Origin of the sequence: Sphingomonas sp. GC_Shp_5 (assembly GCF_026540855.1) — a bacterium.
GTDB lineage: Bacteria > Pseudomonadota > Alphaproteobacteria > Sphingomonadales > Sphingomonadaceae > Sphingomonas.
Window position 1 is genome coordinate 111,622 of sequence record NZ_JALNUP010000001.1, and the last position, 15,445, is coordinate 127,066.

The following is a 15,445-nucleotide window of genomic DNA, read 5'->3' on the forward strand; positions in this document are numbered from 1 at the left end:
CGCGATGGCCGCGTGGCGGAGGAAGCGTCGACCCGTCGATCAGAAGCGCATGTGCGCGCCGGCCGAGAAGACGAACGCATGCGCGTCCTCGAGCGTGCCGTTGGTGCGCACCACCGTCTGCGCCGCGGTGCCGACATAAGCGGCGCTCAGGCGATCGATCGAGGCATTGTCGAAGTCGATGTAATTGGCGGCAAGATCGATGCCGATGTGGCTGGTGATGTCGAAGGTGCCGCCGACCGCGTAGTTCCAGCGATTGGCATCCGGCACGCGCGCATCGCGCAGGCCATTCTGCGTCGGGGTGGTGGCATGCTGCACGCCGGTGCGCAGCGTCACCCGCGGCGTCACGGCATAGTCGAGACCACCGGCGAGGCTCCAGCTGTCGCGGTAATTCTCGGGCAGCGCGGTGTTGAGCGGCGCGCCGAGCTGGATCGCGTCGAACTTGCTCCAATTGTAGCGCACCGCCTGGGCGTTGAGCGTCAGCGCGTCGGTCGCCTTGATGCGGCCGGCGACGATGGTCTGCGCGGGCGTGTAGAAGCTTGCCTCGATGTCGGACAGGGTGGCGTTCTGCCCCGCCAGCGGGCCGACCAGCCCGGCAATGGTGAGATCGCCCTTCAGCGTGTGCTCGATGCGCGACTTGTAGCTGACGCCGACCGTCGCCCAGCTGTTGTGCATCTGCATGCCCGCGGTCCAGCCGAGATCCCAGCCGTCGCCTTCCAGCTTCTGGCTGCCGTCGGGCAGCAGCGGGCTGAGGTTGGGCAGGGCGTTGCCGAGGCTGGCATAGACATGCTCGACATTGGCGCCGCCGCCGACGCGCAGCCAGTCGGTCACCGCAACGGCGATCGAGGGCTGGATGTCGATGGTCTGCAGCTTGGTGCGATCGGCGCTGTAGCGCGCCCAGCTGTTCGCCTCGTAATCGGTGGTGAAGCTGTATGGCGAGGTCACCGCCAGGCCAACCGCGATGCGGTCGCCGAACGGCACTGCGATCGCCCCCGAGGGCAGCACGCCGTTGTTGATCGGGTTCTTCGACACGGCGTTGCCGCCGACCGCGCCTGCGGCCTGACCCGGACGCGCGATTACCGTGCCATTGTCCACCACCTTGCCGCGCGGCAGGATCGCCGATGCGTTGATCGCCGCCTCGGCGTGATCCATGCCGGCGATCGCGGCGGGGTTCCACCACAGCGACTGCGGGCCAGTATCGGCCCCTTCACCCGAGAAGGCCCGGCCGGCGCCGCGCGCCGACTGCTCCTGGAGGTAGAACGCCTGGGCATGAGCGACGCCGGCAAAGGCGAACGAGCCGATGAGGGCGGAAGCGAGCAGCGGGGCCTTGGTGCGGAAAGACATGAAGGATCGTCCTGACGATTGAAGGAATGGAAAAGGGCGCGCGCGTCTCAGCGCACGCGGGTCCAGGTCTGGGTCTTGCAGAGCGGGAAGAACACGCAGCCGCGGATCTTGAGATGATCGCTGTCGATCGGCGTCACCTTGGCGGTGTAGGTCTTGCCGTCATCGGCATTGTAGATCTTGCCGCCGGTCCACTCGCCGTCGCCCGCGGAGAAGCCGCTGATGATCATCAATCCCTTGAGCGGCCGGTTGCGCAGGCTGGGCTCGGCGTTCTTGACGTCCTTGAGCCCCGGATTGGTGCGCAGCAGCTCGGAGGTGACGAGGCGGCCGCAGATCGAGGGGCCGCAGCGCTGGATCTCGACCACGCCGTTGCGGGTCTCGGTCTTCCAGGTGCCGATCGCGGTGTCGTTCGACAGGGCCGGGGCGGGGGCAAGGCCCGCCAGCAGGGCGCCCAGCAGCAACAGGGACATATACGCTCCTCTCCACAAGGCCCGCCGTCAATGACGGGCGAGTTGGTTATCGTGGCGCCGCATTCGTGCGGTCACCGTTATCGTTGTTACGTCAGCCTGGCGCCGTAAGGGCGAACCACTTGCCGTATACGTAAGTAGTTCGCCCCTACTTGGCCGGGCGGCAGTGTCAACCCCTTCGTCATCCCGGGGTCAGGCTGGTCGACGATCAGAACGCCTCGATCGGCAGCGCCATGGTGGAGCGCTTGCCGGCCTTGATCGCGAGGAACGCCGCCGTCGCCTGCGGCAATACTCGATCGAAGAAGAAGCCCGCGGTAGCGAGCTTGGCCCGGTAGAAATCCGCTTCGGCGTCGCCCCCGGCGAGCTTCGTCGTCGCGATCCGCGCCGCCTTGAGGAAGCAATAGCCCATCCCGACCAGCCCCATCAGGCGCAGATAGTCGGTCGCCGCGGCACCGGCCTCCTCGGGATCCTTCATGCCCTTCTGCGCGATCATGCCGGTGGACAGCTGCAGCGCGCCGAACGCCTGCTGCAGCCCGCCCGTGAAGGCGCCGAGCGCCTTGTCCTGCATCACATGCGGATCGCCGGTCATCTCCTCGATCAGGTTGGACACCGCATGGAAGAACGGCCGCAGCTGCCGGCCCATGTGCGCGGGCATCTTGCGGCCGACCAGGTCGAGCGCCTGGATGCCATTGGTGCCCTCGTAGATCTGGGTGATGCGTGCATCGCGCACGAACTGCTCCACCCCGGACTCGCGGATATAGCCGTGGCCGCCGTGAATCTGGACGCCGTGGTTCGCTGCCTCGAAGGCAAGGTCGGTGAACAGCGCCTTCACCACCGGCGTGATCAGCGCCACGAAGTCGGTGGCGCGCGCCTTGATCTCGGGGTCGTCGGCATGCTTCTCGGCATCGAGCGCCAGCGCCGCCCATTGGCCGAGCGCGCGGCAGCCTTCGGCATAGACGCGCATCGTCATCAGGCTGCGCCGCACGTCGGGATGGACGATGATCGGGTCGGCGGCGAGCTCGGGCCGAGCGGCCCCGCCGAGCGCACGGCCCTGGAGTCGGTCCTTGGCGTAGGCGACCGCCGATTGATAGGCGATCTCGTTGATGCCGAGGCCCTGGATGCCCACCGACACCCGCTCGGTATTCATCATCGTGAACATCGCGGCGAGGCCCTTGCCGGCCTCGCCGACCAGCCAGCCGCGCGAGCCCTCGAACACCATCTGGCAGGTCGCCGAGCCCTTCAGCCCCATCTTGTGCTCGAGCCCGGCGACCGAGACGCCGTTCGACGCGCCGACCGAGCCATCGTCGTTGGGCAAATATTTCGGCACCACGAACAGGCTGATCCCGCGCACGCCCTTGGCCGCGTCGGGCAGCCGCGCGAGCACCAAGTGGATGACATTGTCGGTGAGATCATGATCACCCGACGAGATGAAGATCTTGGCGCCGTCGACCAGATAGCTGCCGTCGTCCTGCGGCACCGCCTTGGTGCGCAGCAGGCCGAGATCGGTGCCGCAATGCGATTCGGTGAGGCACATCGTCCCCGCCCATTCGCCGCTGACCATCTTGGGCAGATAGGCCTGCTTGATGTCCTCGCTGGCATGGCCCTCGATCGCGGTGGTCGCGCCATGGGTAAGGCCGGGATAGAGGCTGAACGACAGATTGGTCGCGCAGATCATCTCCTCGACCAGCTTGTTGATAGTCTCGGGCAACCCTTGCCCGCCCCATTCCGGTGGCGAGGCGAGCGCCGCCCAGCCGCCTTCGCGGAACTGGTCATAGGCGGCCTTGAAGCCGGTCGGCGTGCGCACCACGCCATTTTCGAGGGTGCAGCCCTCGAGATCGCCGCTGGCGTTGAGCGGTAGCAGGATGTCCTGCGCCATCCGCCCGGCTTCCTCGAGCACCGCGTCGAGCAGGTCGGGGGTGAACTCGGCATGCGCGGGCAGGCCGGCGAACTGATCGTCCGCGAACAGCTCGTGGAGCACGAAGCGCATGTCGCGCAGGGGAGCGGTATAGACTTGCATCTCAGTCAGTCCTTGTTCGATCCGACACCAACCCCGTTCGTGCTGAGCCTGTCGAAGCACATGAAACTCACGCCCTTCGACAGGCTCAGGGCGAACGGGGGAGGGGTGGATCGGGTCATCAGTTCCGAAGCGGCTTGCCGGTCTCGAGCATGTGCTCGACCCGCGCCTGGGTGCGGCTGTCCTTGACCGACGCCATAAACGCTTGCCGTTCGAGCTTGAGCAGCTGGTCCTCGGTGACGGTGTCGACCAGATCGGCCTCGCCCCCGGTCAGCACCTGTGCCAGCCGCTCGGCGACGACCTCGTCATAAGCGGTGGCGATGCCCTTCTTGCGGAAGTCGCGCACCACGCCGGCGATGCCGACGCGGCCGCTCTCGCCCGGCAGGCGGAAGGTCGGCTTTTCAGGTGCGGCATAGCCGTCGATCAGGCTGAGCGCCTTGGCCTTGGCGTCCGCCAGCAGCCGGTCGCGGTTCATGGTGATGCCGTCGGCGGGGCGCAGGAAGCCCATCTCCTTGGCCTCGGCGGCCGACTTGCTGACCTGCGCGGTCGAGATAAGCTCGAACGCCTTGGCCACCGCCGGCATCGGCCCCTTGGGCATCAGCGGCGATTTGACGAAGCGGTCGATCATCTCGCCGTGCCCGCCCCAGCCGGGCACCAGCCCGACGCCGGCCTCGACCAGCCCGATATAGCTTTCGGCATGCGCCTGGATCGCATCGGCATGCAGCAGGATCTCGCAGCCGCCGCCAAGCGCCATCCCGGCCGGCGCCGCGACGACCGGGAAGGGCGCATATTTCAGCGCCTTATAGGCCGCCTGACCGCCGGCGATGAGCTTGTCGACCTCGCCCCAGGCGGCGATGTTGACCGCGAACATGGCGAGGCCGAGATTGGCGCCCGCCGAAAAGTTCGATCCCTCGTTATAGACCACCAGCGCCTTATATTGCGCCTTCACCAAAGGAATGGCCTTCTGGATCAGCTGGATGACCTGCTCGTCGAGCGCGTTCATCTTGGCGGTGAACTCGAGCGCGACGACGCCATCGCCGACATCCCACAGTGCCGCCGAGCCGTTCCTGATCAGCGGCTCCGCACCGCGCTTGATGTCCTCGAGCAGCACGACCCCGGCGCTGCGCACCACGTCGCGATAGCTGCCGTCGAGCCCGAGGAACTGGCGCTTGCCGCTCTCGATCCGGTAGAACGGCCGCTCGCCGGCGGTCGCGAGGATCGCCGGCACCTCGCGCCCCTCGGCCGCCAGCCGCGCGGCCAGCGTGCCCGGCCCCAGCTGGTCGATCAGCTCGAACGGCCCGAACTTCCAGTTATAGCCGAGCTTCATCGCGTCATCGATCGCGACAACGTCGTCCGCCGCCTCGCCGACCAGCATCGCCGCATAGCTGAGCACCTTGCCGAGGATCTCCCAGGCATAGGCGCCGGTCTTGCCCGGCGCGGCGACCAGCGCGGCGAGGTTCTTCTCGGCGGCCGACGCCAGCCGCTCGGGCTTCGTCTCGGGGCGATACTCGCCGGTGGCGAGGTCGAGCGACAGCTTGGTCTTGCTGCCATCGGCGCCGCGGTCGAGCCGGTAGAAGCCGCCCTTGCCCTTGCGGCCGGTGAAGCCCTCGGCGATCATCTTGTCGACCAGCGGCAGCGGCCGCACCGTCTCGAAATAGGGATCGCCCTCAGGCAGGGTGGAGGACAGGCTCTTGGCGAGCAGCGGCATCAGGTCGACGCCGACCAGGTCGATCAGCCCGAAGATCCCGGTCTTGGGCACGCCCATCGGCCGGCCGCCGATCTGGTCGGCCTCCTCGATCGTCAGCCCCTGGTCGATCGCCGCGTTGATCGCGACCGCCAGCCAATAGGTGCCGATCCGGTTGGCGATGAACCCCGGCGTGTCCTTGGCACGCACGATGCGCTTGCCCATGAACCGGTCGACGAAATCCTCGACGCGCTCGGCCACCGCGGCATCGGTGTGCGCGCCACGGACGATCTCGATCAGCCGCATATACCGCGGCGGATTGAAGAAATGGGTGATCAGGAAATCGGCCTTGAACTGGTCCGAGCGGCCCTCGACCAGATGCCCCAAGGGGATCGTCGACGTGTTCGACGACACCGCGGTGCCCGGCCGCTTGAGCGCCTCGAGCTTGGCGTAGAGCGACTGCTTGATATCGAGCCGCTCGACGATCGCCTCGACGATCCAGTCGCATTCGGCGACCCGCGCCAGATGGTCGTCGATATTGCCGGTCTCGACCAGTTTCGCCGCGCTCTTGGACATGAACGGCGCCGGCTGGGTCTTGAGCATCTTCGCGACCGCACCCTTGGCCACCGCGTCGCGATCGTCACCGTCCCTGGCAACGATGTCGAGCAGCAGCACCGGGATGCCGGCATTGGCGACCTGTGCGGCGATGCCGGCGCCCATCACGCCGGCCCCGATCACGCACACTTTCTTGATGGACTCGGGCTTGGCGCCCGCCGGCTTGATGGAATCGCTCATGTTATGCGCGCTCCAGCACCGTGGCGATGCCCTGGCCGCCACCGATGCACTGGGTGGCGAGCGCATAACGGCCGCCCTCGCGCTCGAGCAGCGCCGCCGCCTTGCCGACGATCCGCGCGCCGGTGGCGCCGAGCGGGTGGCCGATCGCGATCGCGCCGCCGTCGATGTTGATCGTCTCGTCCTTGAGGCCGAGGTCGCGGATGCAGGCGATCGCCTGGCTCGCGAACGCCTCGTTGATCTCGACCACGTCGAGATCGGCCACCGTCAACCCGGCGCGCTCGAGCGCCTTCTTCGACGCGCTGATCGGGCCGAGGCCCATCGTCTCGGGCTCGATCCCCGAAATGCCGATCGACTTGATCCGGGCAAGGATGGTGAGGCCATGCTTCACCGCGAACTCCTCGGAGGTCACCAGCACCGCCGACGCACCGTCGGTGAGCGGCGACGAAGTGCCCGCGGTCACCGATCCGTCGAGGCTGAACGCCGGCTTCAACGCGCCGAGCGCTTCGACATTGGTGTCGGGGCGGATCGTGCCATCCTGGCTGACCGTCCCGGTCTTGGTGGTGATCGGCACGATCTCGTCGGTCAGCCGGCCCGACTCGCGCGCGGCGGCGGCCTTCTGCTGGCTCTTCACCGCAAACGCATCCTGTTCGCCGCGGGTGATCTGATATTTGGTCGCGACATTCTCGGCGGTGTCGCCCATGCCCATGTATGCCCCGGCGTTCTTCTTCGCGAGCACCGGGCTGGGCAGGGGATTATAGCCGCCCATCGGCACCCGGCTCATCGATTCGAGGCCGGCGCAGATGAACGCCTCGCCGGCGCCGAGCTGGATCTGGCCCATCGCGATGTGGATCGCGCTCATCGACGAGCCGCAGAAGCGGTTCACCGTCATGCCGCCCACCGACAGCGGCAGGTCGGCGAGCAGGCCGATCATCCGCGCGACGTTGAGGCCCTGTTCGCCCTCAGGGAAGGCGCAGCCGAGGATGATGTCCTCGATCGCCGCCGGATCCACCTTGGTCTTGTCGAGCAGGCCGCGAATCACCTGCGCGGCGAGATCGTCGGGGCGGACCCGGGCGAGTTCGCCCTTGCCGGCAAGATGGAAGGGCGAGCGGGCATAGCCGGCGATGACGACGTTGGTCATGAAATCCTCTCTCAACTGACCGCCCGTGACCACTAGGCCTTGCGGGCTACCGTATAGGTGCGATAGTTTCCCAATACGTCAAGGCCGGGCCGCCGACAATATGCCCGGTGATAATGGAGAGGATCGAGCATGATCGGCAACCGTCATGGGTGACCAGCGTCCGGCAATGGATGACGCCGCACCGGCCGGCACCAGCCCCACCTCCACGGGGGAAAACCTCACGAATCTCAGCGTCGAGCGCGCCGCGGACGCTACGGCACCGCTGGCGATCAAGGTCGGCGTGCCCTTGCCATCGCGGCCGCGGTTGCTCGGCGATCTGCTCGCCGACTCGGTGAGCAGGTTCGCCGATCGCCCCGCGATCGATTTCATGGGCAGCATCACCAGCTATGGCCAATTGGGCGAGGCGGTCCACCATGCCACCCGCGGGCTGCAGGATCTCGGGGTTAAGCCGGGCACCCGCGTCGCATTGTGCCTGCCCAACACGCCTTATTATCCGATCGCTTATTTCGCGACGCTCGCGGCGGGCGGCATCGTTGTCAACGTCAACCCGCTCTATGTCGAGCGCGAGCTCAACCATCTGCTCGCCGACTCGGGCGCCGAGATCATTCTCACCTGCGACATCGCCGAGATCCACGCCCGCGTGGTCAAGGCCGCGGCAGCCAACGGCCTGCGCCATGTCGTCACCTGCCCGATCGCCGATGTATTGCCGCCGCTCAAGCGCTTCGCCTATCGCATCGTCAAGCGGCGCGAGATCGCGCATCCGGTGCGCGACGCGGTGCATCTGCCTTTCACCGCCTTGCTCGCCAATGACGGCAAGCCCGCGCCGGTCACGGTCGCGCCCGACGATGTCGCCGTGCTCCAATATACCGGCGGCACCACCGGGCTGCCCAAGGCGGCGATGCTCAGCCACGCCAATCTCGTCGCCAACACCGATGCGATGGTGATCCACGTCGGCGGCGAGAGCGACGAGCAGGATCGCGTGCTCGGCGTGCTGCCGCTGTTCCACGTCTTCGCGCTCACCAACGTGCTCAACTTCGCGATGCGCACCGGCGCCGAGATGATCCTGCTGCCGCGCTTCGATCTCAAGCAGGTACTGGCGGCGCTGAAGCGCACCCGGCCGACCTATTTTCCTGCGGTGCCGACCATCTACAATGCGCTGAACGGCGTCGCCGAGAAGCAGACGCTCGATCTCTCCTCGATCAAGGTCTGCATCTCGGGCGGCGCGCCGCTGCCGCAGGAGGTCCGCCAGGCGTTTGAGACCTTTACCGGCGCCAAGCTGGTCGAGGGCTATGGCCTGTCCGAGGCCTCGCCGATCATCACCTGCAACCCCTTTGAAGGTATCAACAAGAAGGGCTCAGCCGGCCTGCCGTTCCCCGGCACCACCATCGAGATCCGCGACCGCGAGGATCCCACCCGGATCATGCCCGCGGGCGAAAAGGGCGAGATCTGCGCGCGCGGCCCCCAGGTGATGCAGGGCTATTGGCTGAAGCCCGACGAGACCGCCGACGTGTTCGTCGATGGCGCGCTGCGCACCGGCGACGTCGGCTATCTCGATGCCGACGGCTATCTGTTCCTGGTCGACCGGATCAAGGACATGATCCTGTGCGGCGGCTACAACGTCTATCCGCGGATCATCGAGGAAGCGCTGTACGAGCATCCCGCGGTGGTCGAGGTGGTGGTGATCGGCGTGCCCGACAAATATCGCGGGCAAAGCCCCAAGGCGTTCGTCACCCTCTCGTCGCCCGATGCGGCGACGCCCGAGAGCCTGCGCGACTTCCTCCGCGACAAGATCAGCAAGATCGAGCTGCCCCGCGAGATCGAGATCCGCGACAGCCTGCCCAAGACGTTGATCGGCAAGCTGTCCAAGAAGGAACTGGTCGAGGAAGAACTCGCCAAGGCGGCGTCATAAGCGGCGTGGCAGAGGGGCAGGGCATGGATGAAGGCGCCGATCTGAAGGGCATCCAGGAGGTCGCCGAGTTCCTCGGCGTCACGCCGCGGACGCTGCGCTTCTACGAGGACAAGGGGCTGATCGAGCCGTGCCGGATCGGCACCACGCGGGTCTATCGGCGCCGCGAGGTCGCGCGCATGCAGCTCATCCTACGCGGCAAGCGGCTCGGCTTTTCGCTCAAGGAAATCGAGGAGTTCCTCGACCTCTACGATGCCGATCCGCAGCATCTCGAACAGATGCGCGCACTCGCCGCGCGCTGCCGCGAGCGGATCGAGGAGTTCGAGCAACACCGCATCGCGCTCGACCAGACCATCGCCGAGCTCGCCAAGATCGAAGCCGAGGCGCTGGAGCGCGTCCGGGCCGATGGCCAAGCGACGAGGAAGGCGGCGAGCGGCTGACCGGTCCGCCGCCACACTCGTCATCCTGAACTTGTTTCAGGATCCATGGCCAGCACTGCCCGCGGGCGTGCAGGTCCGGTGGGTCATGGATGCTGAAACAAGTTCAGCATGACGGGCGGAGAGGCTAGGCTTCCGCGATTGACCACGTTGGCGAAAGCTTCACGATGCGTACGCGCCTCAGCATCTGCGCCCGCAAACAGCGTTATGCGAGCGCGGCCGATGCGCTGGTCGTCGCCCACGCGGCCGCTTACCCGCTGCGCCCCTACCGATGTGACCGCTGTCAGCGCTTCCATCTCACCAGCCGCACGAAGGGCAAGCGCCCGCCGCAGCCGACCTAGCCGGCCAGGTCCGTCGCTTGCCCTTCCGTTCGGCTCGAGCGACGTCGAGAAACAGGGCCGGTGTCGGACGAGGTCTATCGATGGTGCCTGAACGACTGGACAGGCGAGCGTTCACCAATCCCCGCTCGCTTGACGACCTCCGGCCCACATCCTAGCTGGACCGCCATGGCCGTTCTCCCCATCGTCGAAGTCCCCGACGCGCGTCTTCGTGTCGTCTCCAAGCCCGTCGAGGCCGTCACCGACGCCACGCGTGCGATCGTCGCCGACATGATCGACACCATGTACGACGCCCATGGCATCGGCCTTGCCGCGATCCAGGTCGGCATCGACCAGCGCATCCTCGTGATCGATCTCCAAGAAGAGCAGGGCGAGGACGAAAAGCCGGTCCGCGACCCCCACGCTTATATCAATCCCGAGATCCTCGAGCTCAGCGACGAGACCTCCACCTACAACGAAGGCTGCCTGTCGATCCCCGAGCAATATGCCGAGGTGTCACGGCCCGCCCGCTGCCGGGTGAAGTGGCTGGACGAGCAGGGCGAGGCGCACGAGCGCGAACTCGACGGCCTGCTCGCAACCTGCATGCAGCACGAGATCGACCATCTCAACGGTGTCCTGTTCATTGATCATGTCAGCCGGTTGAAGCGCGACATGCTGCTGAAGAAGCTGGCGAAAACCCGCAAGGCCGGTTGATCGGGGGCGGCCAAGTCGCCCCACCTACTTCCGTCACCCCAGCGAAAGCTGGGGTCTCCTCGAGGCCACGCCAACTCCACCCCAGGGGAGATGCCAGCTTCCGCTGGCATGACGATGAGGGGCGACCTCCACCGCAAAAGCCGGAATCCCGCCTCAAATTTCCCCTGTCCTACACGCTGCGTTCGATCTATGTTCCCCGCCGCCGGCGGCAGCACGCCGCTCCCGGCCGGCGCCGCGCTCCATGGGCGATATGCGCGAAGTTAGACAAGTTTGGGGATTGAAGTGGGCCAGTTGATCATCGTCGCCATCCTCGCCGCGGTCGCCGGCCTGCTGATCGGCTGGCTGCTCGCCAGCCGCCGCAACGGCACGCTCGCCGCCGATCTCGCGGTTGCCCAGACCCGCGCCGCCGACGCCGATCTCGCCCGCCAGGCCCGCGACGCGGTGGAGCGCGAGCGCAACGAGGCGATGCGCGAGGTTGCGAGCCTGCGCGCCCAGAATGCCGAGCGCGCCCTGGTCGCCGATCGCCTGCGCGTCGATCTCGACTCCACCCGCGCCGATCGCGACGCCTCGCGCACCGACTATGCGACGCTCAAGGCACAGGGCGAGGCGTTCGAGGCGCGGCTGATCGAGCTGCGCGAGGCCAAGGAGGTGATGGCCGCGCAGTTCGGCGACGTCGCCAACAAGCTGCTCAGCGACGCACAGAAGGCGTTCCTCGAGCGCGCCGATGCCCGCTTCAAACAGTCGGAGGAGCTTGCTGGGCAAAACCTCAAGTCGATGCTTCAGCCGGTCAACGATCGCCTGCTCCGCTACGAAGAGGGCGTCGCCAAGGTCGAGGCCGAGCGGCGCGACGCGTTCGGCGATCTCAAGGGCCAGATCGAGCAGATGCGGCTCGGCCAGGAGCGGGTGTCCGGCGAGGCCGCCAAGCTGGTCAACGCGCTGCGCAACGCCCCCAAGGCACGCGGCCGCTGGGGCGAGCAGCAGCTGCGCAACGTGCTCGAGACCTGCGGTCTCGCCGAGCACACCGATTTCGCGATGGAGGTCAGCGTCTCGGACGGCGAGGGCGGTCGCCTCCGCCCTGACGCGATCGTCCGCGTGCCCGGCGGCAAGTCGCTGATCATCGATGCCAAGGTCTCGCTCAACGCCTATCAGGACGCGTTCGGTGCGGTCGACGACAGCGAGCGGCTCGCTGGCCTCGTCGCCCATGCGGCGTCGATGCGCGCCCACGTCAACGGCCTCGGCAACAAGAGCTATTGGCAGCAGTTCGAGGATTCGCCCGAATATGTCGTGATGTTCGTCCCCGGCGAGCATTTCCTCTCCGCCGCGCTCGAGCATGATCCGACATTGTGGGACTTCGCGTTCGACAAGCGCGTGCTGCTCGCGACGCCGACCAACCTCATCGCCATAGCCCGCACCGTCTCGGCAGTATGGCGTCAGGAGAAGCTCGCCAAGGAGGCGCGTGAGATCGGCACGCTCGGCAAGGAGCTATACCAGCGGCTGGTGGTGATGGGCGGCCATGTCGCGCGGCTCGGCAAAAACCTCGATACCGCGATGGGCGCCTACAACTCGTTCGTCGGCAGCCTCGAAAGCCAGGTGCTCACCAGCGCCAAGCGGTTCGAGGCGCTCAACATCGATACCGGCGGCAAGTCGATCGAGCCGCTGCCGCTCGGCGAACAGGCGGTCCGCCCGCTCACCAAGCTCGAGGTGCTGCCCGACGCCGCGGCGTGACGGTCAGCCGCGCTGCTGCTGGGCGAGCACCTCATAGGCCATCACCGCGGTCGCCACCGCCGCGTTGAGGCTATCGGCCTTGCCGAGCATCGGGATCTTGACCAGCAGGTCGCAGGCCTCGGCGTAGTCGGCGGGCATGCCCTGCGCCTCGTTGCCGGTGAGCAGGAAGGTCGGCGCGGCGTAGCGGGCGGTGCGATAGTCGTCGCTGGTGTCGAGGCTCAGCCCCACCAGCTGTCCCGGCCCCTCGCGTAGCCAGCTCAGGAACTCGTCCCAGCCTGCGCGCACCACCGGCACGGTGAACAGCGCCCCCATGCTCGCGCGCACCGCCTCGACCGAGAAATGATCGACCGATTCGCCGATCAGGATCAGCCCGCCCGCGCCAACCGCATCGCCGGTGCGCAGGATGGTGCCGAGATTGCCCGGATCGCGCAGCCGCTCGGCGACCAGCCAGATCCCGGCGCTGTGCCGGTCGAGGTCGGCGAGGGTGACCTCGAACTCGTCGAACACGCCGACCACCGCCTGCGGATTGTCCTTGCCCGACAGCTTGGAAAGGATGTCCGGCGTGGTCTGGATCGACTGGCCGCCGTTGGCCTCGACATCGATCGACAGCGCGTGGACCAGCGGATGGTCGGCGCTCGCCGCGGCGTAGAACAGGGTGCGGGGCAGGCGGCCGGTCTCGCGCGCCTCGGTCAGGATCCGCAAGCCCTCGGCAAGGAACTGCCGCGCCTCGCGACGGTGGCGCTTGTCGCGCAGGTCGCGGACGTGCTTGACGAGCGGATTGGAAAAGGCGGTGATCTCACGGGGCATCGCTCGCCCCTAGCCAAGTGGCGCCGCGAGCGGAAGGCGGGGCGGCAGACGCCGGATCAATCCTCGCCGAACTTAGCCTCAACCAGTTCGCACAGCGCATCCACCGCCGCCTCGGCGCCATCGCCCGCCGCACTGATCGTGATCTCGTCGCCCATCGCCGCGCCGAGCATCATCAGCCCCATGATCGAGGTGCCGGTAACGGCGCCATCGTCCTTGCTGACCCTGACCTCGACCGGCTGGGTCGACGCCAGCGTGACGAACTTGGCGCTCGCCCGCGCGTGCAGCCCGCGCTTGTTGGTGATCAGCACCCGCCGCGTGACGTCGCTCACGCCGCCGCCTCGCCGAGCACTTCCGACGCGACCGAAATATACTTGCGGCCAGCCTCGCGCGCGGCGGCGACCGCGTCGACCACCTTCATGGATTTGCGCGCCGAGCCGAGCCGGATCAGCATCGGCAGGTTCATCCCCGCGATCACCTCCACCTGGCCGCGCTGCATCAGCGAGATGGCGAGGTTCGACGGGGTGCCGCCGAACAGATCGGTGAGCACGATCACCCCGCGTCCCGAATCGACCGCGGCGATCGCCGCTGCAATGTCCGCGCGGCGCTCCTCCATGTCATCGTCGGGGCCGATCGAAATCGTCGCGACCCGCTCCTGCGGACCGACGACATGGATCATCGCGGTGACGAACTCTTCGGCGAGCCGCCCGTGCGTCACCAGAACAAGACCAATCATGTCAGACGCTGTTTCACTCATTTGCTGGCCGGCGACCCCTCGAGCGAGTCTTGCGGTGCGGCCCCCAGGTCGCGGTGGCTGATCGTGGGCGAAAATCCCGCGGCGCGCAACCGGCTGGCGAGATGCTCGGCGACATGGACCGAGCGGTGTCTCCCTCCGGTACAGCCGATCGCGACGGTAACGTACGACTTTCCCTCGGCGCGGTAGCGCGGGAGCAGCAACTCGAGCAGCCCCTCGATCTGCTGCATCGCCGCCTCATAGGCGGGGTCGGCCTGCACATAAGCGGCGACATCAGCGTCGAGCCCGGTGCCGGGGCGCAGCGCCGGATCCCAGTGCGGATTGCGCAGGAAGCGCATGTCGAACACCAGATCGGCGTTGCGCGGCAGACCGCGCGAAAAGCCGAACGACGTCACTGACAGCACCGGGCCCTCTTCGGCATCGCTGGCAAAGGTCGATCGGATCTGCTGCGCGAGCGAATTGGCGGTAAGATCGGTGGTGTCGATCAGCCGGTTAGACCAATCGCGTAGCGGACGCAGCAGGTCGCGCTCGCGGGCGATGCCGTCGCTCGCCGGGCGGTCGGGCGCGAGCGGATGGCGCCGACGCGTCTCGGAGTAGCGTCGTTCGAGCTCACTGCCGGCGCAGTCGAGGAACAGCATGCCGATGTCGAGGCCGTGGCCGTCACGTAGCGCGCGGATCCGCTCGACGATCTTGGCCGGATCGAAATCGCGGGTGCGCGCGCCGATCCCCAGCGCCAGCGGTTGCGATGCATCGCCGCCGCCCTCGCTCGGCGGTGCATCGAGCAGCCGGTTGAGCAGCATCAGCGGCAGATTGTCGACGACCTCCCAGCCGAGATCCTCGAGCGTCTTGAGCACCGTCGACTTGCCGGCGCCGGACATGCCGGTGACGAGCAGGATGTCCTTGTTGCGGGTCATGCCGGCGTGGCTTCGGGCTGGCGCAATGCCCATTCGATCTTGATCGGGGTGGAGGCCTCGAACGGCGGGAAGCCGATCTCGCGCATCGCGATGCCGGCGATCCGCCGGCTGCGCCGCTCGGGCATGCGGATGATCTCGCCGCCGAGGCGAACGAGCAGCGCGACCGGCACGTCTTCGACAAACGGCATGGTGACGATGCCGATCCCGCGCACCTCGATCTGCCCACGGATAGTCCCCGGAGCGCGAGCGATCAGGCCGTCGCCGCTGCGCACCAGCAGGGTATAATCGTCACTGATCAGCACCGCACCGCGGTCGATCAGCCGCAACCCAAGATCGGACTTGCCGATGCCGGATGGACCTTCCAGCAACACCGCCAGGCCGTCGATCGCGACGCTGGTGGCATGCAGCGTTTCGGAGGAGATGATCGCCATAAGTCTC

Annotated in this window: 15 protein-coding genes; 5 read left to right on the forward strand and 10 right to left on the reverse strand. The window is 67.2% G+C overall.

Features of this window, described 5'->3' with window-relative positions; genetic code table 11:
• Positions 1–39: 39 nt before the first annotated feature.
• From OXR60_RS00520 to OXR60_RS00540, 5 genes are all read right to left on the reverse strand, one after another.
• Entirely contained in the window at positions 40–1,341 is a 1,302-nt protein-coding gene (locus OXR60_RS00520) for an outer membrane protein transport protein (RefSeq protein WP_267393001.1), read from the reverse strand.
• Positions 1,342–1,388: 47 nt separating this feature from the next.
• Complete coding sequence (locus tag OXR60_RS00525) at positions 1,389–1,808, reverse strand: DUF2147 domain-containing protein (RefSeq protein WP_267393003.1); 420 nt, start codon at positions 1,806–1,808, stop codon at positions 1,389–1,391.
• A 205-nt stretch (positions 1,809–2,013) separates the two neighbouring features.
• Positions 2,014–3,822, reverse strand: coding sequence for an acyl-CoA dehydrogenase C-terminal domain-containing protein (locus tag OXR60_RS00530; RefSeq protein ID WP_267393005.1), 1,809 nt, complete (start codon positions 3,820–3,822; stop codon positions 2,014–2,016).
• 118 nt (positions 3,823–3,940) lie between these two features.
• Complete coding sequence (locus OXR60_RS00535; RefSeq protein WP_267393007.1) at positions 3,941–6,298, reverse strand: 3-hydroxyacyl-CoA dehydrogenase/enoyl-CoA hydratase family protein; 2,358 nt, start codon at positions 6,296–6,298, stop codon at positions 3,941–3,943.
• A 1-nt stretch (position 6,299) separates the two neighbouring features.
• Positions 6,300–7,436, reverse strand: a complete 1,137-nt coding sequence (locus OXR60_RS00540) for a thiolase family protein (protein WP_267393009.1) — start codon at positions 7,434–7,436, stop codon at positions 6,300–6,302.
• Between the two features lie 145 nt (positions 7,437–7,581).
• On the opposite strand from OXR60_RS00540, the gene OXR60_RS00545 reads away from it, so the two are divergent.
• From OXR60_RS00545 to rmuC, 5 genes are all read left to right on the forward strand, one after another.
• Positions 7,582–9,345, forward strand: coding sequence for a long-chain fatty acid--CoA ligase (locus OXR60_RS00545; RefSeq protein WP_267393011.1), 1,764 nt, complete (start codon positions 7,582–7,584; stop codon positions 9,343–9,345).
• Between the two features lie 23 nt (positions 9,346–9,368).
• The gene (locus OXR60_RS00550; protein ID WP_267393013.1) at positions 9,369–9,782 is read left to right on the forward strand and encodes a MerR family DNA-binding transcriptional regulator; all 414 of its coding nucleotides are present in this window, start codon (positions 9,369–9,371) and stop codon (positions 9,780–9,782) included.
• Positions 9,783–9,946: 164 nt separating this feature from the next.
• The gene (locus tag OXR60_RS00555; protein WP_267393015.1) at positions 9,947–10,120 is read left to right on the forward strand and encodes a hypothetical protein; all 174 of its coding nucleotides are present in this window, start codon (positions 9,947–9,949) and stop codon (positions 10,118–10,120) included.
• A gap of 165 nt (positions 10,121–10,285) precedes the next feature.
• Positions 10,286–10,810, forward strand: coding sequence for a peptide deformylase (gene def / locus OXR60_RS00560; protein WP_267393017.1), 525 nt, complete (start codon positions 10,286–10,288; stop codon positions 10,808–10,810).
• Positions 10,811–11,092: 282 nt separating this feature from the next.
• Positions 11,093–12,535 (forward strand): DNA recombination protein RmuC, encoded by a 1,443-nt coding sequence (rmuC, locus tag OXR60_RS00565; protein ID WP_267393019.1) that lies wholly within the window; start codon positions 11,093–11,095, stop codon positions 12,533–12,535.
• A gap of 3 nt (positions 12,536–12,538) precedes the next feature.
• Here rmuC and OXR60_RS00570 read toward each other — a convergent pair whose 3' ends face one another.
• From OXR60_RS00570 to OXR60_RS00590, 5 genes are read right to left on the reverse strand one after another with little or no spacing between them, the layout of a single operon-like run.
• On the reverse strand, positions 12,539–13,342 hold the full coding sequence (locus OXR60_RS00570) for an RNA methyltransferase (RefSeq protein WP_267393021.1): 804 nt from the start codon (positions 13,340–13,342) through the stop codon (positions 12,539–12,541).
• 56 nt (positions 13,343–13,398) lie between these two features.
• Complete coding sequence (locus OXR60_RS00575) at positions 13,399–13,671, reverse strand: HPr family phosphocarrier protein (protein WP_267393022.1); 273 nt, start codon at positions 13,669–13,671, stop codon at positions 13,399–13,401.
• Entirely contained in the window at positions 13,668–14,075 is a 408-nt protein-coding gene (locus OXR60_RS00580; RefSeq protein WP_267393024.1) for a PTS sugar transporter subunit IIA, read from the reverse strand. The genes OXR60_RS00575 and OXR60_RS00580 overlap by 4 nt, the downstream gene beginning before the upstream one ends.
• Before the next feature lie 17 nt (positions 14,076–14,092).
• Positions 14,093–15,007 carry an RNase adapter RapZ gene (rapZ, locus tag OXR60_RS00585; RefSeq protein ID WP_267393026.1) on the reverse strand — a complete coding sequence of 305 codons (915 nt, stop codon included), beginning with the start codon at positions 15,005–15,007 and terminating at the stop codon, positions 14,093–14,095.
• Positions 15,004–15,438 (reverse strand): HPr kinase/phosphatase C-terminal domain-containing protein, encoded by a 435-nt coding sequence (locus tag OXR60_RS00590; RefSeq protein WP_267393027.1) that lies wholly within the window; start codon positions 15,436–15,438, stop codon positions 15,004–15,006. The genes rapZ and OXR60_RS00590 overlap by 4 nt, the downstream gene beginning before the upstream one ends.
• Between the last annotated feature and the right edge of the window lie 7 nt (positions 15,439–15,445).